We start from the raw sequence: 26,414 nt of genomic DNA, 5'->3' as shown, positions 1-26,414 counted from the left end.
GTGGTGACGGGGCGCACCCGTACCGGTATGGTGCCCGGGTTGGGTATATGAACGGGTGTGTGAAGGGAAGGTATCAATGGCTCAGAACGAGCAGAATTGGAATCGAGAGAACGCGGATGATCAGCTGGATGAGCAGGTCATGCCGTGGTCTCAGCGCGCCTTCGCTGATGACGCTGTAGAGGACCCCGCCGGCGAATCTGCAGTTGAGTCTGCAGCTGAGCCTGTAGCTGAGGAGGGCTCGCTGGGCTTCTCCGATGCTCCCGCAGAGGGTAGTGAAGACGACCTTTCAGGTGACTTTTCAAAGGACTTTGCGGATGGCTTCGACGATGGTTCGAGCATCCTTCCCGGGTACACCCCCGTCTGGGCGCGTATCGCCCTCGAGTACGGGGAGCACTCCGCCGAACTGACGGGCGACCTCATCTACTCCAGCGAGAGCGAAGACCCCGCCGTTGACGACGTTGCCGCAACCATCATGAACCTCATTCGTGAAGCCCGCAGCATACACGATGAGGTGAAGGCGGAAGACCACGATAAGCAGCGCACCTGGAACGACCGCACGAAGGTTGACCGCCTAGCCGCCGCCCTGGAGAGCGAAGAGTGGACCGTCGATAAGCTCACCGGCATGTGGGACGACGCCCCCGCACCCGCCGGAACCGGCGAATCGGATAACCCCGAGTACCTGCGCGCCCAGAATGAGGAGCGAACCGCTAAGAAGCAGCGCAATGAGCGCATCGAGCAGACCATGGAGCTGGAGGAGAACATTCAGCGCCGCCGCATCATGGCTCGCTCCACCACCGATGAGGAGCTGATTGTCGCCCTCATTGAAGCGACCGCCGCCTCCCCGGAACTGATTGCCTACGAGGTGGGCGAGCATCAGGTACAACTCTACGTGCTGTGCGCCGTGGATGATGAAGGTTACATGAATGTGCTGGAGGTCGCTGACGGCCACCTGCACGTGGGTACTCCGGTTGAGGATTACGTGGCGCAGCTGGTGGATCAGCTGCCGGTTACCGGTGCCGCCCTTGAGGGTGAGGCGACCGTGTGGGAGGAACTGCCCAATGGACAGGGTGAGTTGGAGTTCCTGGTGGACGGCGACGCCGCCATGCTCATTGACCTGCCCATTGACATGATTACGGGGCTTCTTTTGGCGTACCTTCCTGCTGGTACCCGGCAGGTTGTTGCCGCGCCGGCGGGGGAGTGGACCCTCATTTCTGCCGATCCGGTGGATCTGATGGGCCTGCTGGGCCTGCTGAACTGTAACGCCCTGATTGCTGAGGGCAACGCGAACCAGCAGCACCTGGTGGTCTATGAGGAGCCTGCCCGTGAACCCTACTCGGATGAGGAGTGGTACCTGGAGACGTTCGGTGAGCCCTACGAGAATATCGTGGAGGAGTTCACCTGGCAGCGTGTCCCTAAGCGCCTGAACCGTGCTCTCAGTCGTGAGGAAATTGCACGTTTTGGAGGTGTGTTGGAGGACCTGCTTTCGGAGCTTCCCGGTAGCGCCCCGGAGCTGTCGGGTTCGAAGATTTTCGGTTTCGAGGAGGAGGAAATCGAGCAGGGTATCGCTAATGTCATGGCGATGTTTGGTGTGGAGGTTGACTCCATTACCAGTCGCCGCCTGAATGCGTACCTGCGCGATACGAGCAATACCTTAGCGTTGGAGTCGGTGCTGCAGCTGCTGGATGTTCCCACGGAGCTGGCGCTGGTGCCGACCACCGGTTTTGATGTGGCGTCGATTAGTACGGCGCGCGTCTTCGGCAATGAGGATGAGGGCTTCACGCAGCCTGCAGATGCGGCTGAAACTGCCGATGTGTCTAAAGGTACGTTCTCTGAGGAGGATGAGGAGGTCGCACCTTACCCGGGCGGCTACACCTCGCCGCTGGATCGTAGCTACCGCCTCGTGTCGACTGGCCGCCGCGTGACTCTTGCCGAGTGGACGGACGCTATCAATAACGCTCATATTCCTTACGAGTACACCCACCTGGGTTCCCCGGAAGGTTCTGAGTCGGACTCTTTTGTGGAGACTGAAGAAGGCTACCTGACTCTTGACAGCGCCCTGCATGAGGCTGACTCCGCGGTGGATGAGGGGTATGGCATCGTATCGCAGGAGGTGATGGTGAGTCAGCAGGATTTCGAGGGTTCTGCTGGGCTCGTGCCTCAGAAGAATGCTGTGGTGAGTGAAGGAAATGAGCCGAATGCCCCGCAGATGAGTGCATCTCAGAGCTCCGCACCGAAGGGTTCCTTCGTGCAGAGCCTTGTACCACGTTCGCGCTGCAAGCGTCTGACTCCGGAGCAGATTCGTGCCAAGACCCGCCGCGTGGGCATTGCCCTCAGCATTGATGTGACGGCTCAGAGCGCTATCGCCTTGATCCTGGCGAATGTGGCACGCCGCCGTCGCGCTCAGGGTAAGGCGAGCCGTAAGTGCTCGGTGGCCGCAGCGCTCTTTGCTCTGAATGCCACCGTGGAATCTGCGCTGATTCCCACTGTGCTGCGTTCTTTTGAACGTACTCAGACGAAGAAGCATGCCCACACGGTGGCGGACGCTGAGCTGGTGCATCCGGGTGGTAGCGGGAGCGATGAGCGCTCGACCAAGAAGCGCACTCTGATTGATGATTTGCGTGAGGGTCACTACCGCACGGTGGAGGATGCTACCCCGTCCACGGAGCAGGCACCCTCTGGACTGCGCGAGCGTGCCCTGGGTATAGTGCGTAGCATCAGGCAGCGTGCTGCGAAGAAAACCGACCGCTAAAGGAAAGAAGCCATGAAGGATTCCTATCTGAGCAATGAAGAGCTGAAGGCTTTTATCGCCACCTTGCCCACGCGCCGTTTGGCGGCGGGTGCGCTGATTCGTAATGAGCGTGGCGAGATGCTGCTGGTGAAGCCGAACTATAAGGACGGCTGGATTCTTCCCGGCGGTACCGTGGAGGCAGGCGAGGCGCCCAAGCCCGGTTGTGAGCGTGAGATTACGGAGGAGCTGGGCCTGGATGTGAAGCTGGGTCGTGTGTTGCTGATTTTCCACGGCCTGGCGTTGGGCGTGTGGGGCGATTCGACCTACTACATGTATGACGGCGGCGTGATAGCAGCGGATACGAAGATTACCCTGCAGGATGCTGAGCTGGTGACCTACGAGTGGGTTGCTCCGGAGAACCTAGATGGCTACGTGCGTCCGTCGATGGTGGAGCGTCTGCGTGAGTGCTACCGCGCCCTGGAGACGGGGGAGACTCTGGAGATGAGCAACCTCGACTAGCGGCCGGGCGCATCACGGGCGCAGAACACTGTTACAGAACGCTGTTTAAAAGTGATGTTCGGTGCCTGCGGCAATTATTTTTCTGTGTCGCTAGCTTAAAATCTTGGGCTCTGATACCCTAGCTGAGTACCCGGCGACGCGCGACCCCTCTCTTCGCGCGCCGTTGTGTCCATAGAGGCGCCGTGAATGGCCCGCCCCACGGGTGCTGAACCGTGTGCCTCGCACCAAATTATGAAACAGGAGTAACCACTAAAGTGGCTGTTAAGATTCGTCTCAAGCGTATGGGTAAGATCCGCGATCCTCGTTACCGCGTCGTGATCGCTGATTCGCGCGTCAAGCGCGACGGTAAGACCATCGAAGAGATCGGTATTTACCACCCGACCGAGCACCCCTCGCGTATCGAGATCAACTCTGAGCGTGCTCAGTACTGGCTCTCCGTCGGCGCACAGCCGACCGAGCAGGTTCTGGCTCTGCTGAAGCTCTCGGGCGACTGGGCCGCATTCAAGGGCGAGAAGGCAGAGTCCAAGGTTCTGCCCGTTGAAGCTAAGGCTGAGTTCGTTGTTCCCGAAAAGGGTTCCGTGATCCTGCCCGAGGCTATCACCCCCAAGGCTGAGAAGGCTGAAGAGGCTGCTGAAGAAGCAGCACCCGAGGCTGAGGCTGAGGAAGCAGCTGAGTAATTATGTTGGCTGATGCACTCGAACACCTGGTTCGAGGGATTGTCGATCGTCCGGAAGACGTAAAGGTGCGCCTGCGCACCCAGCGTCACCGTGAAACCCTTGAGGTTCGCGTGCATCCGGATGACCTGGGCCGAGTTATCGGCAGGTCCGGTCGTACCGCCAAGAGCATCCGTCTGGTGATGGACGCGATATCTGATGGCGAGCCGATGCGTATCGACATTATCGACACCGACAAAAAGCGACGCTAGCTCGTAAACGCTTGAAGCCCCCGCTCCCGGAATTATTCCGGAAGGCGGGGGCTTTTGCGTACCCGTTTTCTCTGCGCGAGTTATTGCTGTGAGTTATCTGTACGAGCGCTCGCCCCGGTCACCGTGGAGGCGAGGGAGAGGCAGAAGAATGCGCCCGCCCTAAGTGCCCGGTAGAATAGGGGGAGCCGTGTACGAGCACGGCGTAGGTTTTTGGCTTGTACCCAGCGGAGGAAAATTATGCAGGTTGTGGTGGCTCGTATCGGTAAGCCTCACGGTATTCGTGGTGAGGTGACGGTTCAGCTCTTTACTGATGCCCCGCAGGAACGTTTTGCCCGCGGTGAGGTGCTCGGTATCGAGAATTTCAAGCCCGGCTCTGCTGTCGCTTCGGTGGCGCCCACCGGTGCGCTGACGGTTGCCGGTGCCCGCTGGAACAAGAAGATTCTGGTGGTCCGTTTTGATGAGGTGACTACCCGCAACCAGGCTGAGGAGCTACGCGGCAGCCGCCTGGTCTACGAGGTTCCCGAGGACGAGGGCGATGAAGAGGGCTTCTACGAGCAGGAGCTCGTGGACCTGCCAGTGTACCTACTGGCAGACGTTCCCGAGGGTGAGAGCCCCGTGGATAACCCGGCTGTGGGTAAGCCGTTGGGTAAGGTGACCGGCCTGCAGACCATGCCGGTGCAGGATTTGCTGCTGATTAAGCTGGCTCGTTCGCCCCGTCTTGCCTCCGGTGCGGGTGAAGAGATCATGATCCCTTTTGTTGAGGAGATTGTGCCCGAGGTGGTTCCCTCGACCGAGAATGAGCCCGGCTTTGTACTGCTGACTCCTCCGGCGGGTTTGATTGATCTGGTTGAGGATTCTGCCCAGGTGACTGAGCATTCGACCGAGCAGGCGGGGGAGTAGTCCGTGCGCTACGATGTGGTCACGATTTTCCCCGAGTACCTGGAGCCGCTGAAGCTGTCCCTGCTGGGTAAGGCGCGCGAGAAGGGCCTGGTGGACCTGCACCTGCACGATTTGCGTGAGCACACCTTTGACCGTCACCGCACGGTGGATGACACCCCGTATGGCGGTGGCGCGGGCATGGTGATGAAGGCGGAGCCGTGGGGTTTGGCGCTGGATGAGGTGCTTGCCGCCTCCCCGCTGAACGTTACCGAAGATGCGTCTGAGGGCGCCAAGTCTGAGGGCGCTGGGCCTGCCGCCGATACTCCTGCTGATACCCGCCCGCTACTGATTGTCCCGTCCCCGGCGGGTGCCGTTTTTGATCAGGCAATGGCGTACAAGCTGGCGGAGGAGAAGCATATCGTCTTCGCCCCGGCGCGCTACGAGGGCATTGACGAGCGCGTGCTGGACTGGGCGCAGGAGAGCTTCCGCGTGATGCCCGTTTCCCTGGGCGACTATGTGCTCTACGGTGGTGAGGTTGCAGTCATGGCAATGATTGAGGCTATCACCCGCCTGATTCCGGGTGCGATGGGTAACCCCGCCTCCCTGGAGGAGGAGTCGCATACGGGTGGTCTGCTGGAGTATCCGGTGTATACGAAGCCCGCCGTGTGGCGTAACCGTGAGGTGCCGGAGGTGCTGCTATCGGGTAATCACGGTGCGATTGCGCGTTGGCGTCGTGACCGTCAGATTGAGCGCACCCTGGAGCGCCGCCCCGACCTGTTGGAGGCGTACCCGGTGGAGCAGTGGGATAAGAAGGACCGCCGCTTCTTGGCTGAGCGTGGGGTGCATTTTGCGAACCCGGCGAAGGCTGCTCAGAAGAAGGCGAAGAAGAACCCCGCACCTCAGGCTGATGGTGTGGCTCAGACTGATATCGTGGCTCAGACAGCACAGCCTGATACCGTGCAGACCCAGCCGGAATCCTAAGCTGAACGGGTGCTCGTGAGTGCCTTGTGATTCTCTGAACGGGGGTTAGCGTCATATAACTGTTAGTTGGTGCTAACCCCTATTTTTTGTGTCCATGAACCGTTATGCTGAGGTTAACCTCGCTAAGAGCATAGTCTACCTATAGCTGGCGCGAGGTTGTAACCCGCTTTCATTGTTGAAAGTACGTACTCAACAGAAGGAGGACATATGTCCGTTGTTAAGGTTCACCGTTTGACTGTCGTTGGCGACAACCGCGCTGAGCTGGAGAAGCGCTTTGCTGCTGCCCGCCACATTGCTGACTCTTTCCCCGGCTTTGAGGGGTTTGAGCTCTGGCGCCCCCTGGATGAGGGTGGCGACTACTTTGTGGTGACCCGCTGGGTTGATGAGGCAAGCCATGATGCGTACGCGGCGGCTCGTCGTGAGCGTGCCCCCAATACTGTTGTCTCTCACACTGATGGCACCATGAGCTTCGAGAAGGTGGAGTTCGGCGAGTAACCGGTCACTCGGGAGAACTACGGATAAACTCCACCGGTTATCGCCCTGAGCAGGGTTCTATCTCATTTTTATCTCAAACAGTGAGGGGCTGCACTAACTTTTCTGCATATTGCTTTAGGTGGGTATTAGCCCAGGTGGAGTGATATAGGGAAGGTTTAGGGTGGCCCCTCCTTGATTTTTCAGGGGTTATAGTCCGCGGGTGTTTTGTCCTGGCTGGATATATGGGGTCGGCACTATAAAGCACCTGAAATGTGCTCAACGGGAACCGGTGGAATACCTCAACCTGAAAGTGACACCTTGATGCAAAAAGGTTATTATGGTTCCCGAGAGCACACATTCGTCCGTGCCGGTAGTTCGGGCGAAGACAGCGATCCCCTCTCAGCTATGTCGTATGATGTGGTTGAGTCACTCAAGGGAAATATTCAGCGCACCCATGTGAGCGCTTCCTCTCCATAGGAAGCTCTGGCAAGGGAGCCAACTCAACTATCACGTATTCACACAAGTGGTGCATGGTACAAAACCCCGCAATATATGGGATGGGAGCTTGGTGGTTCGAGCGTTCATCGTGGTTGATGACCCACCCAATGCGGATAGGAATGTGCTTTGCAAAGCGGGTGAGTAAGCCGGTGGTCCGGACCGGTGCTCACCCGCTCCGCCGTTAAGGACCGCTTTTCACACACTAGGCTCAGTGCTTCCTGCTTTAAGTCTTCTTGTGATAGCTTCGAGTATAGTGCCTGCGTGGTACTCCGCATAGCATGTAATCCAAAACTCTCGTACCCTCAATCGAATTCACGCTAAAATAGGTAACTATGGCTGAATTTATTTATCAGATGATCAAGGCCCGCAAGACTGTGGGTGACAAGGTCATCCTTAACGACGTGACGATGTCGTTCTTCCCCGGCGCCAAGATTGGTATGGTTGGTCCGAACGGCGCGGGTAAGTCGACCATCCTGAAAATCATGGCTGGCCTCGACCAGCCCTCCAACGGTGAGGCGCGCCTGACCGCAGGCTACAGCGTGGGCATCCTCATGCAGGAGCCGCCGCTGAACGAAGAGAAGACCGTTTTGGGCAACGTTGAAGAAGGCGTGGGCGAAATCAAGTCCAAGCTGGACCGCTTCAACGAAATCTCCGCCCTCATGGCTGAGCCCGACGCTGACTTCGACGCCCTCATGGAAGAAATGGGTCAGCTGCAGGAAGCTATCGACGCTGCTAACGCTTGGGACCTCGACTCCCAGCTGGAGCAGGCAATGGAAGCGCTGCGCTGCCCACCCGCTGACATGCCCGTCACCCACCTCTCCGGTGGTGAGCGCCGCCGCGTGGCGCTGTGCAAGCTGCTACTGCAGAAGCCTGACCTGCTGCTGCTCGACGAGCCCACTAACCACCTGGACGCAGAGTCCGTGCTCTGGCTGGAGCAGCACCTGCAGTCCTACGAGGGTGCGGTCATCGCGATTACCCACGACCGTTACTTCCTCGACCACGTGGCCGAGTGGATTGCTGAGGTTGACCGCGGTAACCTGTACCCCTACGAGGGTAACTACTCCACCTACCTGGAGAAGAAGCGCTCCCGCCTCGAAGTTCAGGGCAAGAAGGACGCTAAGCTCGCTAAGCGCCTGAGCGAGGAACTGGACTGGGTCCGTTCCAACGCTAAGGGCCGCCAGGCTAAGTCAAAGGCTCGTCTGGCACGCTACGAGGAGATGGCTGCGGAGGCTGAGAAGACCCGCAAGCTTGACTTCGAAGAGATTCAGATTCCTCCGGGACCCCGCCTGGGTAACGTGGTTATTGAGGCTGAGAACCTGCAGAAGGGCTTCGACGGCCGCTCCCTGATTAACGGTCTGTCCTTCTCCCTACCCCGTAACGGCATCGTGGGTGTGATTGGTCCCAATGGTGTGGGTAAGTCCACCCTGTTCAAGACCATCGTTGGTCTGGAGCCTCTCGACGGCGGCAACCTGAAGGTCGGCGAGACCGTGAAGATCTCCTATGTTGACCAGAACCGTGCGAACATCGACCCGGAGAAGAGTCTCTGGGAGGTCGTCTCTGACGGTCTGGACTACATCCAGGTCGGCAATGTAGAAATGCCTTCGCGTGCGTACGTTTCCGCGTTCGGCTTCAAGGGCCCGGACCAGCAGAAGAAGGCGGGTGTGCTCTCCGGTGGTGAGCGTAACCGTCTGAACCTGGCGCTGACCCTCAAGCAGGGCGGTAACCTGCTGCTGCTCGATGAGCCCACTAACGACCTGGATGTTGAGACCCTCGCATCCCTGGAAAATGCGCTGCTGGAATTCCCCGGCTGTGCAGTGGTCGTCTCCCACGACCGTTGGTTCCTGGACCGCGTGGCAACCCACATCCTGGCGTGGGAAGGCACCGATGAGACCCCGGATCAGTGGTACTGGTTCGAAGGTAACTTCGAGTCCTACGAGAAGAACAAGATTGAGCGCCTCGGCCCTGAGGCTGCTAAGCCGCACCGCGTGGTGCACCGCAAGCTGACCCGATAGGGTTCGGTTCGGTAGCGAGCCCCGCCTCCTGATGCTGTTATGACGCAGGAGGCGGGGCTTTGCTGTGCACGCTAGATGCCGTATGCGCTGGTGAGGGAAGGAGTGTGTGTTCGCCGGTAGAAATAGTTCGCCCAGTGGTGACCGGTGCGTCATGGCGGAGTTCACATTCATGGTTTAATGGGTGTGTATAACTAACACATTTGATACGAAGGACTGGAGCTCATGCTTTCAAAATATAACTGGATGTCCCTCATTACCGGTCTGTTGCTGTTTGCAACGGCAATCTACATGTTCGCCAACCCCGCCACCCCGCTGGCTGTTCTGGGTTTTGTGTTCTCCATTGCGGTGCTACTCGGTGGTGTGTTTGAAGTGGTCCGCTACTTCGGTGCGCTGAAGCAGGTACGTACCGGCTGGGACCTAATCAACGGCATCCTGACCATGGTGGTTGGCCTGATTCTGCTGACAGCCTCGGCGGGCGCACAGGCGACCTACATCCCGACCATTGTGGGCGTATGGCTGATTGCGTGGGCGCTGATTCGTTTGATGGCTGCTCAGGGCCTGAAGTACCTGAGCTTCGCCGCCGGACGCCACCTGCAGTTCTCTGCTATCGGTACCCTGATCCTGGGTTTGCTCGTGCTGCTGTTCCCGATGTTCTTCGGCGCGGTGGCAGTGTGGCTGATTGCCCTGGTGCTCCTGCTGGCTGGTCTGGTGTTTGTGGGTGACTTCTTTGTTTCCCGCCGCACCAAGCGCACCGTGCATATTTCTCCGGACGGTGTGATTGACGTCGAAACCAAATAAGAGTTTCCAAACGGCTTCTAGACCGTACACTAGAACATAAGAAAGACCGTGTGAGACAACCACCTCACACGGTCTTTCTGTATGCTCTGACGTTTTACGCTGTTACGGTGCCGAAACTCTAAAGGTATTCGGCTTTAGCGGTGCTCGACTTTAGCGGTATTCGGGCAGGCGGAACATCATTTCCTGCGCCACGGTTGCCACCAGCTCGCCGGAACGATTAAAAATCGACCCCTGCGCGAGCATTCTACCGCCCTGCGCGCTCGGGGAATCCAGCACGTACAGTAGCCACTTATCGGCACGTGCCGAACGGTGGAACCACATTGCGTGATCTAGCGAGGCGCTCTTGAGGCCCGGCTCCAGCCAGAACTTGCCGTGACGGCGCAGAGCCGGCTCCAGCGGCAGATAATCCGAAGCGTAGGCGATAGCGGCGCGGTGCTCCGCCTCCGAGGCCTCAGAACCATCAGCATGCACCAGGCGGTCAAAGGTCTTGAACCACACACAGGCACGCGGCTGTGTCGAGGAAGCATCCGCCTGAGTGTACAGGGGTGCGTCCACGTGTCGCATATCAATGGGGCGTTCCCACGCGACCGCCTGTGCAATGGGGTGGGGGAGCTGGCCCAGGTAGTCGCTGACCATCGGCAGCGATTCGGGGTCCGGAACCTCCGGCATAGTTACCGCGGTGTGCTCCGGGCCGCGGCTATCGGACTGAAAAGACATAATCGCCGAGAACATGGGCACCTCATCCTGGAACACCTGCACACGACGGGTCGAGAAGGAACGGCTATCGTTTAGGCGCTGAGTGGCGAAGAACAGTTCACGCTCAATATCGCCGGGGCGCAGAAAATAAGCGTGAATCGAGTGGATGCCCTTGCCCTCCACCGTGCGGTCGGCGGCAATAATCGACTGGGCAAGAACCTGACCACCGAAAGTACGCGGCTGCTCGCGGGTGAGTGTCACGCCGGTAGACACTTCATCACTACCGAAGGAGGCGGGCGCCACCTCCACGGGGGAGAGGTCCAGCATTCGCATAAGGTTTTGGGTCACAGTGGGCTTGGTCATGATTTTATTCTCGCACGTTTTCAAGGAACCGGTTTCTGGCGTAGAGTGGGAGAGCATACTCTGAGATAACCACGACGGGTTGATTTGGAGTATTGACTGTGAACATTGACCCGGATTGTCGATCCGGAACGCCTACCTAACACACCATCGCACAATATCACCCACCAACTTGCCACCGAGCAGGCCAACGCCGAGAAGGAGCAGAGATGACTACGACGTCTGAAACCACCCCTGACAATACCCCCGTGCAGGAGAACGCTCCCAACCAGAACAGCGTGCCGAACGCTGCAGCACCTATTGAACTCAAATACAACCCCCACGAAGGCGTGGAGGAACCCTACCTGATTCTGCCCGGCGGAGCCCAGGGGGCCGCAGTGGTTAAGGACCTTGCCACCTACATTTCTCGCGCCCTGGCGGTGAACCCGGACGCCGTTATCCGACTGACCGCGCGCGGCCGCGTGGTGGCGGTATTCGCCTGCTCCCTGGAGCCGGAGGACGCATCCTCGGATACCCCGGTCATCATGGGTCTGCGTGCCCTGCATCTGCTGGCTGACTCCACCCTGGACATGACTGTTCAGGCGCAGGCGCTGCTGGACCGTCTGGCACATCTGCAGAAGCAGGCAGAAGAACAGCGCAACGAAGGGAACCCGCAGCTGGTGCTGTTCATGCCGCCGGTGACCGTCAACGCTAGCTGGGCAGGTAAGTCAGCCCCGCTCAGCGGCTGGTACGAGGTCGGCACCGTCCCGGTTGAAGAGTTCCACCGGGCCACCGCAGAAGGCCTGGAGGCGGTAGAACGCGCCCTGCCCGAGAACCCCGGCGCCGCGGTGCTTTCCACGGTGCGCTCTCGTATTTGGTCCTCCGATATGGTGCTGGAGTACCTACCAGAATTTGATATCGTGCTTGTACCGACCGGTGCAGCATTTGCCCTGCGCGTGTTCGGTTTCATCCCGGAAGGCTTCACGGGTGATCTGCCGCTGTTCGCGGCGCATGTAGGTTCGGAAGAGTGGCTACGCATTGTGGCGCCCGCCGGTATGGTGCTGGTGCGCCGCGGTTCCGGTTCGCTGCTCTAAACCGCTCCTTGAGACACTTGTTGACTCTTTACGCTGGTGGCGTGGGATTTTCGCCTGCACCACCAGCGGTTTTTCTAGACGCATTAAAATAAAGATGACAAGCTTAATATGATGCTCGATGAGGCATTACTTTACAAAAATAGGGTTTTCTAGAAAAAACACGCCCTTTCACCGGGGCATCTTTGACACGCCGATTACCAGCTACACCGCACGGGAACTCTTCCGCAGCACCCTAACCAGGCGTATCCTTCCAGTACAGATCGAACGTGAGACCTTTATGGATCTGATGGCAGTCAATATCGATGGCACTCTTGCCAGTAACCGAGATTAGATGGACAAATACCTGACCGGTTTCTTCGCCAGCTACTGCCGATTCTTCAAGGCGATTCGCCACACAACTGTTAACGTTGAAGTTGCTGACCGTATTCGCGCCATGGCGGTATAAACGGGAACAGGTCAAACAAATGAGGCGCCGGAAGGCTTGAATCCTTCCGGCGCCTCATTTTTGATGCTATATGCGTTGATTGAAGCTGATGCACGCAGCTGATTAGGCGGTGCCGAGCAATTCACGCAGGCGAGTTGCAAAGGGTGCCGCCAGCTTGTACTGTGCCTCATCCTTCAGGTGCACGCTATCAGCCATGTCACCCTCAGCCAGATAAATGGTCTGCCAGCCCGCGGTGTCCATGAATAGTACACCAGTCTCGCGGGCACCCTGCTGTGCGACCTCGTTCGCCACGTGACGCTTATGGGCCAGCTGCTTATCCGGTGCAGACGCCTCATCCATAGACACCACGCCACCGAGCACAATCTTCGAAGACGGGTACATGCGTCGCAACTGCTCAATGACCTGAGTCTGGTGCGCGTTCACGTGCTCACGAGCCTTCGTCTCATCCTCGTGAATATAAATGTCGTTACCGGAGGCATCCAGATAAATCACGCCGGGGTTACCGCTCGGTAGAGCCCAACGGCCACCCATCACACCCTGATAGTAGGAGGGGCATGCACCGTCGCGGGCGATCACAAAACCCACGCCGCCGCAACGGAACAGATAAGGAATGAAACCTGCCTGCTTGAGACCCAAACCAACCCATGAGGTTGAGGTCACCTGCGAGTCACCAATCACCAGGGCATCCTGAGCGCCCAGGATGTTCGCGTTACGCGGCAGACCATTCCCCTTATCCCAGTAGAGTTCAGCCTTCTCAAACTTAGTGTACAGAACGCCGTTCTCGGATCGCCAGCTCACCGGCAGACCTTCCCAAGAGGCAAAGTCGCTGTACCCGCGCTGCTTCCACCAATGCTCGTAGACACCGGATTCCACCGCAACCGGACCGTACTTGGGGGTGTACATGACCACGCCACCCTTGAACTGCTGAACCTGCATGTCGGCGGTATCAGCGGAGGTAGAGAACGGCACCTGAGCCTCGCTGGTTGCCTGCGCCCCCTCCTTGCCGAAGGCGTTCTGTGCGGTGCGTTCCATCTTCTGCGCTGGGGTGGTCGGTTCCGGAGTCGGCTCGGGGGAGGGGGACTCACTCGGGCTTTCCTGCGCTGACTGGGTAGGCTCAGCACTCGCCGCAGCGGTTGCGGTGGTGCTACCAGGTGAGTTGAAGCCTCCTACGGAGTAGTACACGCCAACAGAACCGGTGGCAACCACAGCAAGGATTGCGCCGGTCAGAGAAACTTTCGCGATAGGAGACTGGATAGAAGGCATGCACAACAGTATACGATAGCCGCAACCCCAAGTAGAGAGCCTTTGAAGGATAATCAAATGAAAATAACAAAAAATATGCACCGCAGTGACAAGATTTTAAACCCTTGATGCAAAACGTCCCCTCCCACCCCAGAACGGGGCAGAAGGGGACGAACAAAACCTATAAGAGCAGACGGTCAACCCACCTCCGCTCACAAGAATTGTTAGATGTCAGCAGCCTGAACCTTCAGGGCACGAGCCACGCCATCGCGTGCCTCCGCAATCTGACGGTACAGAGCCGCAGCATCATCAGGTAAAGAAGCCAAGTACGACTCAGTGCGCTCCAACAGCTCAGCAGTCGGCTCGCTCGGGTACATGCCGCTAATAATCTGCATGGAAATCTCATGCGAACGCGAACGCCAGATACCCTCAATCTGCTCGAAATACGGCTCGTGGTACTGCTTGATCAGCTCGGGCTTGCCGGACTGGAAACCAGAAATAGCGTAACGCTGAATCATGTTCGACAGCTCGCCGGTAACCATAATCTTATTCCAGTACTCTGCCTTTGCCTCAGCAGAGGGCATGGAAGCGTACGCCTGAGCAGCATACTGCTGGCCGTTAGCGGTGTTGTCGTTCTCCAGCTCTTCAGCGACCTGCTCCGCGGTGAAGCGGCCACCGGTTGCCAGACGGCACACCAGGTTCCAACGCAGGTCAGCATCAATGTCCAGGCCCTCAAGGGCCAGCTCGCCCTCGAAGAGGCGCTGCACGTTGTCGTACTGCACCTCGGTGCGGGTCTGGTTGATAAACGCCTGCACCAGCTGCAACTGAGCATCCGAATCGGGCTCTGCGGCGTTAGCCAGCTCCCACAGACGGTCAGCAGCACGGCGGCGAGTCTCCTCACGAGCCTCGGGAGCCACGAAGGAGTGCAGGGTAGCAGACAGGTTGTTAATCTGGGTGCGTAGAGCGGTGGAGTTGGTCTCCTGACCGATGTTGTTCAGCACCAAGTCAACGTACTTGCGTGCTGGCATCTGAGCGTCACGCACGGTATCCCAGAGCGAACCCCAGACTACGCCGCGAGCCACGGAAGAATCAATGTCACCTAGGTGCTTGATCGCGGTCTCGATGGAACGCTCGTCCAGGCGAATCTTTGCGTACGCCAGGTCCTCATCATTCAGCAGCAGCAGGTCGGGGCGCTTCTTGCCGATAGCCTCCTCAACCACGGTCATCTCTCCGTCAATGTCCAGCTCGATGCGGTCGGTGCGGGTCAGCTTGCCGTCCACCAGGTTGTAGAAACCAATCACGGCACGGTGCGGGCGCAGAGTCTCAAAGCCCTCAGCGTAGGACTGACGGATACCCAGGTTCGAAATGTTGCCCGCCTCGTCATTCTCAACCTCAACGGCGAGAGTGTTCACGCCAGCGGTCTCAAGCCACTTAGCGCTCCACGCACGCACGTCACGGCCGGAGGTGCGCTCCAGCTCAACCAGCAGGTCATCCAGAACGGTGTTGCCCCAGCTGTGCTTATCGAAGTACACCTTCAGAGCAGCCATGAAGTTCTCCTGACCAACCCACGCCACCATCTGACGCAGCACCGAAGCGCCCTTCGCGTACGTAATGCCGTCGAAGTTCACCTGAACATCGGCAAGGTCACGAATCTCAGCCACAATCGGGTGAGTCGAAGACAGCTGATCCTGACGGTACGCCCAGGTCTTCTCCGACGCGGCGAAGGTAGCCCACGCCTCCTTCGCGTAGCGGGTGTTCTCCGCAGCAGCCAGGGTCGACATGAACTCAGCGAAAGACTCGTTCAGCCACAGGTCGTTCCACCACTTCATGGTGACCAGGTCGCCGAACCACATGTGAGCCAGCTCGTGCAGAACGGTGATAGCGCGGCGCTCACGCAGAGCCTCCGCAACCTTGGAGCGGAAGACGTAAGTCTCCAGGTAGGTCACGCAGCCAGCGTTCTCCATCGCACCGGCGTTGAACTCGGGCACGAACAGCTGATCGTACTTCTCGAACGGGTACGGGGTCTTGAACTGCTCCTCGTAGAACTCGAAGCCCTGACGGGTCAGCTCAAACATATCCTCAGCATCCACAAACGGCATGAGAGACTTACGAGCGTACACGCCCAGCGGAATCACGCGACCCTCAGAGTTAGTCAGCTCGCTGGTGACCTTCTCGTAGGGGCCAGCCACAATCGCGGTAATGTACGAAGACATGCGCGGGGTCGGCTTGAAGAACCAAGTCTTCGCACGGCCGCAACCGCACTCCTTCTCCTCAACCTTCACCTCGGGCTGGTTAGACACAACCACCCAGTGCGAGGGAACCCGCACAATAAACTCGAACTCAGCCTTCAGGTCGGGCTGCTCAAAGACGGGGAACACGCGGCGGGAGTCCGGCACCTCAAACTGGGAGTACAGGTACACTTCGCCGTCGGCGGGATCCACGAAACGGTGCAGACCCTCACCGGTGTTGGTGTAGAACATCTCTGCGTCAATGACCAGGGTGTTCTCAGCAGCAAGGGTCGGCAGCTGGATGCGCTCGCCGTCAGCCAGCTCGGTGTTCAGCTCTTCGCCGTTGAGGTTAATGGACTTGACCGAGGAAGTGATGGCGTCAATGAAGGTGGAGGCACCTTCCTGAGCGTCGAAGCGGATTTCAACCTTCGAGGAGAAGACGTCTTTGTCCTTCGGCAGGTCGAGTTCAATACGGTACGAGTGCACACGCTTAATAATGGATGCGCGTTCGATTGCCTCATTGCGGGTTAGGTTCAGGCCGGGCATACAGCTCCCTCTCCTTAGATGTGAATAGCGTGCCGTGCTGGCACGCTCTGTCATGGTGTCCTGGTTCCCGAGGTGCGGCTCCTGCGACGCTGCATACGTAGTGCTGGAGGTTTTGAAACTCAGGCGCGGTGAATCGGGACACTCAAAGTGCCATATCCCACAGTCTACCGCATAGGCGGGGGTCTAGAAGGCATCCCATTACCCGAACCAACGCGAATTCGATACAGTTAAGACAGAAAAAACCTAAACGGGGAAGCGCATCCCACCTGATGGATGCGCGGCGCACTCTAGCAACGGTGCTCAGAACTGAGAACCGGCGTCTCCCACGAACACACATTCGCACGTCACACCAAGACAAAATCACCAGGAGAGTACCCATGCGCGTACACATCGCAACCGACCACGCTGGCCTCGAACTGAGCCACTATCTGATCGAGGCCCTCACCGCTGCGGGCTACGAAATGATTGACCATGGCCCCGCCGACTACGACCCGCTGGATGACTACCCCTCGTTCTGTATTAACGCAGCCCTTGGCGTGAAGCGCGACCGCGAGAGCGGCCTGGACTCCCTGGGTATCGTGCTCGGCGGTAGCGGCAACGGCGAACAGATGGCAGCGAACAAAGTTGAGGGTATCCGTGCGGCTCTGGCATGGAACCATGACACCGCGGCACTGGCTCGCGAGCACAACAACGCACAGGTCGTTGCTGTGGGCGGCCGCCAGCACACCAAGGAAGAAGCACTGGAAATCATCAAGGTCTTCCTGGCTACCCCCTGGACCAACGAAGAGCGTCACGCACGCCGTATCGGTCAGCTGGCTGAGTACGAGCAGACCGGCGACATTGCCGGCAAGCAGATTGACGCTGCCTAAGCTCTAAAATCTGAGGCGTATAGTGCAGGCTATACGCCTCAGTTATTTCTGCACCCCATATAATCCACACTATTTCTAACCAGCAAGTTTTCGAGGAGAACCCGTGCCCGAAGGCCACTCCATCCACCGTATCGCCCGCCAGATTAGCGACGTCTTCACCGGCGAGCACGTGCAGGTTTCCTCCCCGCAGGGCCGCTACGCTGAGGGTGCCGCCCTGCTGGACGGGCACACCATCACCGGTGCATACGCGCACGGTAAGCACCTGTTCGTGACTTTCGACAACGACCTGACCCTGAATGTGCATCTGGGTATTTACGGTAACTGGAGCTTCGGCGGAGACGAAACGTTCACGGGTGCTTCGAGCATCGGTGCGCCCCGCAAGATTGGCGAAAAAGAATACGCCGCGGGGGAGGGAGAGCCCTACGCCGGTCCTCCCGAGCCGAAGAGCACGGTGCGTTGCCGTATTGTTTCCGAACACGGCTGGGCGGATCTGGTGGGCCCGACTATCTGCCGCACCCTTACGCCGGATGAGGTTCGCACCGTCCGCTCTAAGCTTGGCCCCGACCCGCTCAACCCGGACGCCGACCCCGAACATTTCTACCGCGCCGCACGTAAGAGCTCCCGCCCGATCGGTGTGATTCTGATGGATCAGGCAGCAATCTCCGGCGTGGGCAATATCTTCCGCGCCGAATCGCTCTACCGCCAGGAAATTGACCCGCTACGCCCCGGCAAGAGCCTTAGCGACGAGGAGCTGAAGCGACTCTGGGAAGACAATAAGCATCTGCTGGTCATCGGCGTGCGCGTGGGCCGCATCATCACCACCGAACCAAAAGACCGCCCCGGCATACCCGAAACCGAAGCCTGGCCCGAGCACGCCAACTACGTGTACATGCACCACGGCGAACCTTGCCGTCGCTGCGGAACCACCATCCGTATGGAAGAAATCGCCGGCCGCAAACTCTACTGGTGCCCCGGCTGCCAGGTCTAAAAACTACTCATACATTTGCTCATATATTTGACAGCCCAGATGGAACCTCGCTACTATAGTCAAGTTCCATTCCGGGGATGTAGCTTAATGGTAAAGCCTCAGTCTTCCAAACTGATTACGCGGGTTCGATTCCCGTCATCCCCTCCACTTCAAAGGCTCCGGCGTAAGCGCCGGGGCCTTTTTCGTTGCGGGATGACGGGAATCCCTTCCGCATGCGGATTTGTTTCCTCGCGCGCTCGGAATCCGCATGCTCCAGCTCGTCATCCCCTCACCGCGCATCCACACAAAACACCCTACAAAACCAAGGAAGACAGAAGAGTACGCGCTGAGTGGAAATAATTTGTGCACGAGCCGCTGTGTTGGGCATTTAGCAGGAAAACAGGTAAACTAGAGCACTGATTGTGTTATGCATGTATATGTTTAGCATGGTCAGTTTCACGGGGCGTGGCGTAGCTTGGCTAACGCGCCTGCTTTGGGAGCAGGAGATCGCAGGTTCGAATCCTGTCGCCCCGACGTGAAACGAGCGCCGCGACATCGTATCGTGTCGCGGCGCTCTTTCCAGTAAGCAACCGCGGCACACACGATTCGTGCCGCACCGAAACGATATGAGGAGATCACGGACGTGAAGACCGCCGTCGAGAAGCTCAACCCGACCCTCGCAAAGATTGAGGTCGAGGTTCCCTTCGCAGAATTCAAGCCCTACCTGGACCGCACCTACAAGAACCTCGCAGGCCAGATCAGCGTTCCCGGCTTCCGCAAGGGTAAGCTGCCCAAGCAGCTCATCGAGCAGCGTGCGGGCTTCGACTACATCGTCGAGGCATCCCTGAACGACGCTCTGAACGACTACTACGCACAGGCACTGGGCGAGAACGAACTCTCCCCCCTGGCACAGCCCGAGCTGGACGTTCAGTCCCAGCCCTCCACCGAGAACCGTGAGGCAGACGTCAAGCTGACCATTACCGTCACCGTCCGCCCCGAAATCGAGCTGCCCAACTACGAGGGCCTCGAGATTGAGGTTGACGAGGTAGAGGTCACCGCTGAGGACGAGGTTCAGGCACTGGACGCTCTGCGTGAGCGCTTCGGCACGCTGAAGACCGTTGAGCGCCCCGCAGCTGACAAGGACTTCGTGACCATCGACATCACCGCAGAAATCGACGGCGAGCAGGTAGACGCAGCAAACGACCTGTCCTACCAGATCGGTTCCGGTACCATGCTTGACGGCATCGACGAGGCTCTGACCGGCCTGTCTGCTGGCGAGGACGCAACCTTCGAGACCAAGCTCTCCGGTGGCGAGCACGCAGGCGAGCAGGCAGTCATCAAGGTCAAGCTCTCGGCAGTTAAGGAGCGCGAGCTGCCCGCAGCTGACGACGAGTTCGCACAGCTGGCTTCCGAGTTCGACACCATCGACGAGCTGAAGGAAGACATCAAGAAGCAGGTTGCAGAAGCTAAGGTTGCCGAGCAGGGCACCCAGGCACGCGACAAGGTCCTCGCAAAGCTCGTTGAGCTCGTTGAGATCCCCGTCCCCGAGAAGGTTATCGAAGACCAGCTCGAGCAGCACTTCAACAGCCCCAACGCTGAAGCAGCTCACGATACCGAGGAGCACCGCGCCGAGGTTCGCGAGAACACCGAGACCGCATTCAAGAACGAGATGGTTCTCGACGCTGTTGCGGACAAGGAAGAAGTGACCGTTGACCAGGCTGAGATGATCAACTACATCATCACCATGAGCTCCCAGTACGGCATGGACCCCAACCAGTTCGCACAGATGCTGGATGGCTCCGGCCAGGCTGGCGCACTGGTCGGCGAGGTTCGCCGCTCCAAGGCTCTGGCAACTGTGCTGAAGACCGCAGTGGTCAAGGACACCAAGGGCAACGTTGTTGACCTGTCCAAGTACCTGGGTGAGGGCGAAGAGGCAGCTGCCTAAATCCCGCCATGGTCTGCAAGAAGCCACCCCGCTAGAGGGCGTGAGCTGATTGGTTGAAACGTGTAGCCTCAGCGGGCATCCACCGAGTTACCGGTTGGGTGCCCGCTGAGGCTCTTTTCACCCCCCAATCTATTCCACCCCAAGTTTTTGCCTATGCTTCACCCCCTGGCGAACGAACAACGTGCAGAGAAGCGGGGGAGAGCAACTATCGGTAAGGTAGTAGCAACGAAACTTTTCGCGTGCGCTCCGGCGCGTAAATCGCGCAAAGACGCAGCGAAGACCCATTAGAGAAGAAGAGGAAGAATGTCCAGCTACATGCCTCTGCCCATCGGCGCCTCCCAGGCAGCCGGCGTGGCGCCCGCGCCGTCTATGGCAACCCCCATCGTTGGTGCCCAGGAAGATTACGTCTACAACAGCCTCCTGAAGGAGCGTATTATCTGGCTCGGCTCCGAGGTGCGCGACTCCAACGCTAACCTCATCTGCTCCCAGATGCTGCTGCTCTCGGCTGAAGACCCCGAGGCAGACATCTACCTGTACATCAACTCTCCCGGCGGTTCTGTAACCGCCGGCATGGCTATCTACGACACCATGCAGCTCATCCCGAACGACGTGGTGACCGTGGTGACCGGTATGGCAGCATCCATGGGTCAGTTCCTGCTCACTGCAGGCACCATCGGCAAGCGCTACGCAACCCCGAACGCCCGCATCCTCATGCACCAGCCCCTCGGTGGCATTGGCGGTACCGCATCGGATATCCGCACCCAGGCTGAGCTGATTCTGGACATGAAGAAGCGCCTGGCAGAGATCACCGCTGAGCGCACCGGCAAGAGCCTGGAAACCATCCTGAAGGATAACGACCGCGACAACTGGTTCAACGCGGAAGAAGGCCTGGAATACGGCTTCTTCGACCACATTGCCACCACCGCCGGTAAGCTGCCCGAATCGAAGAACGCATAAGGGAGATGCACATGAACTACCTGCCGAACGATATCACCACCTCGGCGCCGGCTATGCCGAGCAACCGCTATGTGCTCCCCAGCTTCGAGGAGCGCACCCCCTACGGTTACAAGCGTCAGGACCCGTACGCAAAGCTGTTCGAGGACCGCATCATTTTCCTGGGCACCCAGGTGGATGACGCATCCGCTGACGACATCATGGCTCAGCTGCTGGTGCTGGAGGCACAGGACCCCGAGCGTGACATCACCCTGTACATCAACTCGCCCGGCGGCTCCTTCACCGCAATGACCGCCATCTACGACACCATGCAGTTCATCCGCCCCGAAATCCAGACCGTATGCCTGGGCCAGGCGGCATCCGCTGCGGCGGTTCTGCTGGCTGCCGGTACCCCCGGCAAGCGTCTGGCACTGCCGAACGCTCGCGTGCTGATTCACCAGCCCGCGCTGAGCGGCCAGCAGGGCGGTCAGGCATCTGACATTGAGATTCACGCAAACGAAGTTATGCGTATGCGTGAGTGGACTGCACAGACCCTGGCACTGCACTCGGGCAAGACCTACGAGGAAGTTGACCGATCCATTGAGCGTGACAACATTCTGACTGCGGCTGCTGCCCTGGAGTACGGCCTGGTCGATAAGGTGCTGGAGTCTCGTAAGCTACGTAAGCCTGCGACCAACACTGCTATTTCCCACACCTAAACTTTAGTTTTGAGGAATATCCCCGAGCATTTTTTAGGGGAGGGGCGGCATCGTGCCGTGTGCGAGCCTTCGGGCTGGTGCGCGGTGTGGTGCCGCCCTTTTTGTGTCCGCTGATTTGTGCCCGCCGGGTGGGGTGCGGCGAGACCAGCTGACAGGTGGCGTTGGCCTGCGCTTTCTTGTAAGGTTTTGCGATCTGCCAGGCTTTAGCCTCTGCCGGGTTGTCGCGTCACATGCCGGAGTATCAGCCCCCGCCGCCGTCATAAAAGACGCGCTTTGTCATATGCCCGGTAAGTCCGTGCATTTGCGGTGCGTAATTCTTGGTTCCGGGGTGAACTCCGGTAGCCTTAGAGAAGGAGAAAATTCGAGTATTTCATATCGTTTTCTCACTCAAACTTAAGGCACCCACTACCCGCCGGTGCACCTCCTGAGAAATCACCGCAGATATCAGGTCACCGACCCTTCTGTACCGATTTCACCACGCCGATTGAAAGGGAATTTTCGTGGCTACAGACATCATTGTGCCTCCCGAACAGCCCAACGCCAGCATGCGATGCTCATTCTGCAAGAAGACTCGCGCGCAGGTTTTCAAGATTGTGCTCGGCCCGAACGTTTCCATCTGCGACGAATGCGTGGAGCTGTGCGAAGAGATTCTCGCTGAAGAGCGTCTGAAAGTCAAAGCCCCCGCAGCTGCCCCCGCGGCTCAGCTGGCTACTCCGCGCGAAATTTACAGCTACCTCAACGACTACGTCATCGGTCAGGACGCGGCGAAACGCACCCTGGCGGTGGCGGTGTACAACCACTACAAGCGCATCCACGATATTGATAACCCAGTACTGACTTCCCGCATTCTTTCAGCGACCGCGGGGGAGCAGGTGGAGCTGGGCAAGTCGAATATTCTGATGCTCGGCCCGACCGGTTGCGGTAAAACCTACCTGGCGGCAACCCTGGCGAAGAAGCTGGATGTGCCCTTCGCCCTGGTCGACGCAACCACTCTCACCGAGGCGGGCTACGTGGGTGACGACGTGGAGAACATTCTGCTGCGCCTCATTAACGCTGCTGACGGTGATATTGCCAAGGCTCAGCGCGGCATTATTTATATTGACGAGATCGACAAGATTGCCCGCAAGGGTGGCGAGAACCTCTCCATCACCCGTGACGTGTCCGGTGAAGGCGTGCAGCAGGCGCTGCTGAAGATTATTGAGGGCACCGTGGCGACCGTACCGCCGGAGGGCGGACGCAAGCACCCCGCGCACGCAAACATTGAGATTGATACCTCAAACATTCTCTTCATCGTGGCTGGTGCCTTCGACAATATTGACGACCGCATCGCAGCCCGCGTGGGTGCCGGCGGTATCGGTTTCGGTGCTGAACTGGGCGGTTCCGTGAAGAACCCGCTGGACCAGATCATGCCCGAGGACCTGGCGCACTACGGCATCATCCCCGAGCTGATTGGCCGTCTGCCGGTTATCTCGACCCTGAGCGAGCTCAATGAAGAAGAGCTGGCTCGCGTGCTGACCGAACCGAAGAACGCACTGCTCAAGCAGTACCGTCACCTCTTCGCCCTGGACGGAGTAGAACTCATCATTGATGACGCAGCAGTCGAGGCTATTGCGCGCCTCGCTGCCGAGCGCGGTACTGGTGCCCGCGGCCTGCGCTCCATGATGGAGCAGATTCTGCAGCCGATTATGTTTGACATCCCGGACCGTACCGATGTGGTATCTATCGTCATTGGTGAGGACACCGTGCTCAACGGCACGGAACCCCGCTACGTGCTACAGGCGCCCGACCCTGAAGCCGAGGCCACCCGCACCGTGAAGGGGGGAGCGAAGACCGCCTCCCTGAAAGATGCGGACCGTCAGGCAGCATAACCGAATACTTCCAGCCGATAAGGCTAGGGAATAAAGAAGCCGTCGCCCTGGTTGTATGGGGTGACGGCTCACTAGCAGGTACCGCTCTCATTGACATGTCCTGAAGAGCATATGTTGAAGAGCATGTACCGAAGAATAAGCGCCGGCTCATAGAAGCGGCTGGCGCAATCATATGAGAGAGGAACACTCATGGCTGAGAACGCACCCGCACAGGTTGATTTTTGGTTTGACCCGATTTGCCCCTGGTGCTGGATTACCTCCCGTTGGATTGGTGAGGTGCAGAAGGTCCGCAACGTTGAGGTGACCTGGCGCCCCTTCTCCCTGTCCATGCACAACCAGGGTCGCGAGCTGCCCGCTGACTACCAGACAATGATGGACCAGTCCTGGGCGCCGACCCGCCTTATCACCGCTGTGCGGGAGCTGCACGGCAACAAGGTCATCAAGCCCCTCTACGACGCTCTGGGTGAGCAGATTCACCACAATAGCAACAAGGCTGATTCCTACCGCGACGCAATCGTCAAGGCACTGGAGGAGGTCAACCTGCCCGTAGAGCTGGCAGATGTCGCCTTCACCGATCAGTACGATGAGCAGATGCGCGCTTCCTTGAACCTGGCGCTGGAGACCGTGGGCGGCACCGATGTTGGTGTTCCGCTGATCTCTATCAACGGCACCGCTTTCTTCGGCCCGGTCATCTCCCCGAGCCCTGCCGGTGAAGAGGCAGGTAAGCTCTTCGACGGCGCCCTGGCGCTGGCTTCCTACCCCGGCTTCTTTGAGCTCAAGCGCCCCCGTAACGTGGGCCCGATTTTCCACGGCGAAATCGGCGAAGCCTAAGAATCCTGCACTGCGCTGAGGCTCGTTAGAGTCTGCGGCTGCAGAGCATAAAAGTACCGCCCGGTTACTGACCGGGCGGTACTTTTCTATTCACTATGTTGCCCTGAAGCGTACAATCCCTGAAGCGTGCACTCTACGCGCGGTGAGTGCGGCTTGCAGAGGTACCCCTGCGAGCCTTCTGCGCCTTCTGCGTTTTCTGTGCCTTGTGCTGAGCCCTGTGCTCGAGCACCTTCGGGTGCGTTGCGCGCTGCACGATCTTCGTATCACGCATATGGAAGGTGCGGGTTGCCGTGTACTGGACTGCCGCGTCCGAGGTGAAAGCTAGCATCGCGAACACGGCAACGCCCAACTGGAAGAAAATCGTGGACAGCATTAGGGACTGGCGCCCCAACAGCACGCCGCCGGTAATCGCCGTGAAGTTCAGAGCCGTTAATAGTAGAGCCAGTCGGCGAGCCTTCGACGAGCCTCGCAAGGTGCTCCACAGTAGGAACAGGTGCACCGCCGAATAAATCGCTACGAAACCAACCAGCACCGTACTGGTAATGGTCAGCAGTACGTCGCTATCCATCTGATCGAAAAGGCTTAACAACTCAACATCGTTGCCGGAGCCTTCCTCCAGCAACTTGGCGCGCATTGCCGGGCGGCTGAGCGCCAGAATGATGCTATTGATAATGTCTGCGAGCGTCACGGCGATGAGCATACCCGAGCCGACCAGCAGACTCAGCGGCATGCGGTACGCCAGGTCGTGTGCGCTGGAGAGGTGAATTTCTTCCTGCTCCTGCGGCTCCAGGCCCTCGTTGTTCAGCACGATGACCGGGAGCGCGCCGTCCGTGCGGATTGCGTCACCGCCACCGTTACGGGCGTGGTACCCGGAGGAAAAATCGTGCAGAATCTCAACGTGAGTTTCCGGGTGAGCGTACTGAATGGACTCCACAATGTAGTCGCGTTCAAAGTCGGTTTCAGCGTCAATGCGGTGCGTGACCTGCAGGGTGAAGAAGCTGAAACCCACGCCGGAGTCGTACGTGCCCGCTGCCAACCAATCCACCTGGTGACCGCCCGGCAGCAACCAGCCGTCCGGGGTTTTCCAGAAGCGCACATGGTGGCGTTTCTCGGGGTTGCCGTCCACTTCCTTCTGATAGGCGAAAGCCTGTGTCTTGCCAAAAATTTTCAGCGGGGAGACGGGTGCCTCCGCGTAGGAGCGGCGGGTGATGGTGGAAAGAATAATCTTCCAGGAAGAGACGAGGGTAACGTCGTCAGCGCGAGTCCAGCCGGCGTCCTGCATGACCTGGTGAATCTGCTCCTCGGTACCAATCAGACCGATATTGACCGGGTCACCAAGCAGGCCGTCCGGGGTGCGGGTACGGCCAATAAAGTAGTCGGGTACGTAGATGCGGGTCATGATGGCGTGAAAACGCGGTAGCGTCAGGTATGCGGTGACCGCCCAGAAAATGAAGGCGATGGGGAAACCCCAAAAAGAGTGGCCGACCGTATTCGCCAGAATCATGAAGGTCAGTACGAGAGCCGCGATGCCTGCGAAGATGAAGAACAGAATATCCCAGAAATTGACCCACAAGCTGCGCGGGACGAGGTCTTGAGCTGAGCCGCGTGTGTCAATATCGCCACGGTAGACCGGTGGAGAGGTAACTGGGGGAGCAACGTCACTACGTATAGGCCGCAGGACGCGTTTTTGGTGGGGCATTCCCGCCCTTTCTGCAAAACATAGTTAGGGTCTTTGAATATCCATAACTATAGCAAGGGACGGGTTGTGTGAAGTATGCATTCCGGGCAGGGCTTAATTGCTTGGCTTGATTGCCCCGCCCCAGAAAAACGCGGTACCAACGCGAAAGTGCTAGTGTTGCCGCACGAAAGAGAATATGG

At 58.6% G+C, this 26,414-nt stretch carries 21 protein-coding genes and 2 tRNA genes; 19 read left to right on the top strand and 4 right to left on the bottom strand.

Going from position 1 to position 26,414, the window contains the following annotated elements; translation table 11 throughout:
• Positions 1-76 precede the first annotated feature (76 nt).
• From O3648_RS03060 to O3648_RS03020, 9 genes are all read left to right on the top strand, one after another.
• Positions 77-2,749: a hypothetical protein gene (locus tag O3648_RS03060; RefSeq protein WP_371568357.1), complete on the top strand. Its 2,673-nt coding sequence runs from the start codon at positions 77-79 to the stop codon at positions 2,747-2,749.
• A 12-nt stretch (positions 2,750-2,761) separates the two neighbouring features.
• Positions 2,762-3,247, top strand: coding sequence for an NUDIX domain-containing protein (locus tag O3648_RS03055; protein ID WP_371568355.1), 486 nt, complete (start codon positions 2,762-2,764; stop codon positions 3,245-3,247).
• A 254-nt stretch (positions 3,248-3,501) separates the two neighbouring features.
• On the top strand, positions 3,502-3,924 hold the full coding sequence (gene rpsP / locus O3648_RS03050; RefSeq protein WP_005505689.1) for a 30S ribosomal protein S16: 423 nt from the start codon (positions 3,502-3,504) through the stop codon (positions 3,922-3,924).
• A gap of 2 nt (positions 3,925-3,926) precedes the next feature.
• Entirely contained in the window at positions 3,927-4,172 is a 246-nt protein-coding gene (locus tag O3648_RS03045; RefSeq protein ID WP_005505691.1) for an RNA-binding protein, read from the top strand.
• A 237-nt stretch (positions 4,173-4,409) separates the two neighbouring features.
• Positions 4,410-5,072, top strand: a complete 663-nt coding sequence (gene rimM, locus O3648_RS03040) for a ribosome maturation factor RimM (protein ID WP_371568352.1) — start codon at positions 4,410-4,412, stop codon at positions 5,070-5,072.
• A 3-nt stretch (positions 5,073-5,075) separates the two neighbouring features.
• Positions 5,076-6,032 (top strand): tRNA (guanosine(37)-N1)-methyltransferase TrmD, encoded by a 957-nt coding sequence (gene trmD, locus O3648_RS03035; protein WP_371568349.1) that lies wholly within the window; start codon positions 5,076-5,078, stop codon positions 6,030-6,032.
• A gap of 207 nt (positions 6,033-6,239) precedes the next feature.
• The gene (locus O3648_RS03030) at positions 6,240-6,527 is read left to right on the top strand and encodes an antibiotic biosynthesis monooxygenase (protein WP_371568346.1); all 288 of its coding nucleotides are present in this window, start codon (positions 6,240-6,242) and stop codon (positions 6,525-6,527) included.
• 809 nt (positions 6,528-7,336) lie between these two features.
• Positions 7,337-9,016 (top strand): energy-dependent translational throttle protein EttA, encoded by a 1,680-nt coding sequence (gene ettA, locus O3648_RS03025; RefSeq protein ID WP_279788945.1) that lies wholly within the window; start codon positions 7,337-7,339, stop codon positions 9,014-9,016.
• Positions 9,017-9,238: 222 nt separating this feature from the next.
• A complete protein-coding gene (locus O3648_RS03020; RefSeq protein WP_279754146.1) occupies positions 9,239-9,814 on the top strand; it encodes an HdeD family acid-resistance protein in 576 nt (191 codons plus the stop codon).
• 150 nt (positions 9,815-9,964) lie between these two features.
• Here the strand turns inward: O3648_RS03020 and O3648_RS03015 are convergent, their stop codons facing one another.
• On the bottom strand, positions 9,965-10,873 hold the full coding sequence (locus tag O3648_RS03015; protein WP_279754145.1) for an acyl-CoA thioesterase II: 909 nt from the start codon (positions 10,871-10,873) through the stop codon (positions 9,965-9,967).
• Positions 10,874-11,079: 206 nt separating this feature from the next.
• Between O3648_RS03015 and O3648_RS03010 the strand changes: the two genes are divergently transcribed.
• Entirely contained in the window at positions 11,080-11,943 is an 864-nt protein-coding gene (locus O3648_RS03010; RefSeq protein ID WP_279754144.1) for a transcriptional regulator, read from the top strand.
• A 547-nt stretch (positions 11,944-12,490) separates the two neighbouring features.
• Here the strand turns inward: O3648_RS03010 and O3648_RS03005 are convergent.
• Complete coding sequence (locus tag O3648_RS03005) at positions 12,491-13,651, bottom strand: GDSL-type esterase/lipase family protein (protein ID WP_371568342.1); 1,161 nt, start codon at positions 13,649-13,651, stop codon at positions 12,491-12,493.
• 203 nt (positions 13,652-13,854) lie between these two features.
• Entirely contained in the window at positions 13,855-16,404 is a 2,550-nt protein-coding gene (gene pepN / locus O3648_RS03000; RefSeq protein WP_371568339.1) for an aminopeptidase N, read from the bottom strand.
• Positions 16,405-16,781: 377 nt separating this feature from the next.
• Between pepN and O3648_RS02995 the strand changes: the two genes are divergently transcribed.
• The 9 genes from O3648_RS02995 to O3648_RS02955 all read left to right on the top strand — a co-directional run bounded on the left by O3648_RS02995 (position 16,782) and on the right by O3648_RS02955 (position 24,536).
• Positions 16,782-17,273, top strand: coding sequence for a ribose-5-phosphate isomerase (locus O3648_RS02995; protein WP_279790196.1), 492 nt, complete (start codon positions 16,782-16,784; stop codon positions 17,271-17,273).
• A gap of 103 nt (positions 17,274-17,376) precedes the next feature.
• Positions 17,377-18,261 carry an Fpg/Nei family DNA glycosylase gene (locus O3648_RS02990; RefSeq protein ID WP_371568337.1) on the top strand — a complete coding sequence of 295 codons (885 nt, stop codon included), beginning with the start codon at positions 17,377-17,379 and terminating at the stop codon, positions 18,259-18,261.
• A 73-nt stretch (positions 18,262-18,334) separates the two neighbouring features.
• Positions 18,335-18,408, top strand: a tRNA-Gly gene (locus tag O3648_RS02985).
• 291 nt (positions 18,409-18,699) lie between these two features.
• Positions 18,700-18,774: transfer RNA gene (locus O3648_RS02980), tRNA-Pro, on the top strand.
• 109 nt (positions 18,775-18,883) lie between these two features.
• Positions 18,884-20,185: a trigger factor gene (gene tig / locus O3648_RS02975; protein WP_279740149.1), complete on the top strand. Its 1,302-nt coding sequence runs from the start codon at positions 18,884-18,886 to the stop codon at positions 20,183-20,185.
• A 303-nt stretch (positions 20,186-20,488) separates the two neighbouring features.
• Complete coding sequence (locus tag O3648_RS02970) at positions 20,489-21,142, top strand: ATP-dependent Clp protease proteolytic subunit (RefSeq protein ID WP_005505718.1); 654 nt, start codon at positions 20,489-20,491, stop codon at positions 21,140-21,142.
• A gap of 5 nt (positions 21,143-21,147) precedes the next feature.
• Complete coding sequence (locus O3648_RS02965; protein WP_012903382.1) at positions 21,148-21,837, top strand: ATP-dependent Clp protease proteolytic subunit; 690 nt, start codon at positions 21,148-21,150, stop codon at positions 21,835-21,837.
• A gap of 500 nt (positions 21,838-22,337) precedes the next feature.
• Positions 22,338-23,705, top strand: coding sequence for an ATP-dependent Clp protease ATP-binding subunit ClpX (gene clpX / locus O3648_RS02960; protein WP_279740143.1), 1,368 nt, complete (start codon positions 22,338-22,340; stop codon positions 23,703-23,705).
• Positions 23,706-23,894: 189 nt separating this feature from the next.
• On the top strand, positions 23,895-24,536 hold the full coding sequence (locus O3648_RS02955) for a DsbA family protein (RefSeq protein ID WP_279740141.1): 642 nt from the start codon (positions 23,895-23,897) through the stop codon (positions 24,534-24,536).
• A 133-nt stretch (positions 24,537-24,669) separates the two neighbouring features.
• Here O3648_RS02955 and O3648_RS02950 read toward each other — a convergent pair whose 3' ends face one another.
• Positions 24,670-26,235 carry an LssY C-terminal domain-containing protein gene (locus O3648_RS02950; protein WP_279754143.1) on the bottom strand — a complete coding sequence of 522 codons (1,566 nt, stop codon included), beginning with the start codon at positions 26,233-26,235 and terminating at the stop codon, positions 24,670-24,672.
• Between the last annotated feature and the right edge of the window lie 179 nt (positions 26,236-26,414).

The sequence above is a fragment of the Rothia sp. 27098_8_161 genome (assembly GCF_041432905.1).
Classification (GTDB): domain Bacteria; phylum Actinomycetota; class Actinomycetes; order Actinomycetales; family Micrococcaceae; genus Rothia.
Note: the sequence above shows the minus strand (reverse complement) of the source record. Positions and strands in the feature narration are given on the sequence as shown.

What these genes read in the sequence shown, in the direction of transcription:
- O3648_RS03015 (WP_279754145.1), bottom strand. Translation starts at nt 10,873, where the DNA reads ATGACCAAGCCCACTGTGACCCAAAACCTTATGCGAATGCTGGACCTC.
- O3648_RS03010 (WP_279754144.1), top strand. Translation starts at nt 11,080, where the DNA reads ATGACTACGACGTCTGAAACCACCCCTGACAATACCCCCGTGCAGGAG.
- pepN (WP_371568339.1), bottom strand. Translation starts at nt 16,404, where the DNA reads ATGCCCGGCCTGAACCTAACCCGCAATGAGGCAATCGAACGCGCATCC.
- O3648_RS02955 (WP_279740141.1), top strand. Translation starts at nt 23,895, where the DNA reads ATGGCTGAGAACGCACCCGCACAGGTTGATTTTTGGTTTGACCCGATT.
- O3648_RS02970 (WP_005505718.1), top strand. Translation starts at nt 20,489, where the DNA reads ATGTCCAGCTACATGCCTCTGCCCATCGGCGCCTCCCAGGCAGCCGGC.
- rimM (WP_371568352.1), top strand. Translation starts at nt 4,410, where the DNA reads ATGCAGGTTGTGGTGGCTCGTATCGGTAAGCCTCACGGTATTCGTGGT.
- ettA (WP_279788945.1), top strand. Translation starts at nt 7,337, where the DNA reads ATGGCTGAATTTATTTATCAGATGATCAAGGCCCGCAAGACTGTGGGT.
- O3648_RS03030 (WP_371568346.1), top strand. Translation starts at nt 6,240, where the DNA reads ATGTCCGTTGTTAAGGTTCACCGTTTGACTGTCGTTGGCGACAACCGC.
- O3648_RS03020 (WP_279754146.1), top strand. Translation starts at nt 9,239, where the DNA reads ATGCTTTCAAAATATAACTGGATGTCCCTCATTACCGGTCTGTTGCTG.
- O3648_RS03060 (WP_371568357.1), top strand. Translation starts at nt 77, where the DNA reads ATGGCTCAGAACGAGCAGAATTGGAATCGAGAGAACGCGGATGATCAG.
- O3648_RS03055 (WP_371568355.1), top strand. Translation starts at nt 2,762, where the DNA reads ATGAAGGATTCCTATCTGAGCAATGAAGAGCTGAAGGCTTTTATCGCC.
- O3648_RS02965 (WP_012903382.1), top strand. Translation starts at nt 21,148, where the DNA reads ATGCACATGAACTACCTGCCGAACGATATCACCACCTCGGCGCCGGCT.
- O3648_RS03045 (WP_005505691.1), top strand. Translation starts at nt 3,927, where the DNA reads ATGTTGGCTGATGCACTCGAACACCTGGTTCGAGGGATTGTCGATCGT.
- O3648_RS03005 (WP_371568342.1), bottom strand. Translation starts at nt 13,651, where the DNA reads ATGCCTTCTATCCAGTCTCCTATCGCGAAAGTTTCTCTGACCGGCGCA.
- O3648_RS02995 (WP_279790196.1), top strand. Translation starts at nt 16,782, where the DNA reads ATGCGCGTACACATCGCAACCGACCACGCTGGCCTCGAACTGAGCCAC.
- O3648_RS02950 (WP_279754143.1), bottom strand. Translation starts at nt 26,235, where the DNA reads ATGCCCCACCAAAAACGCGTCCTGCGGCCTATACGTAGTGACGTTGCT.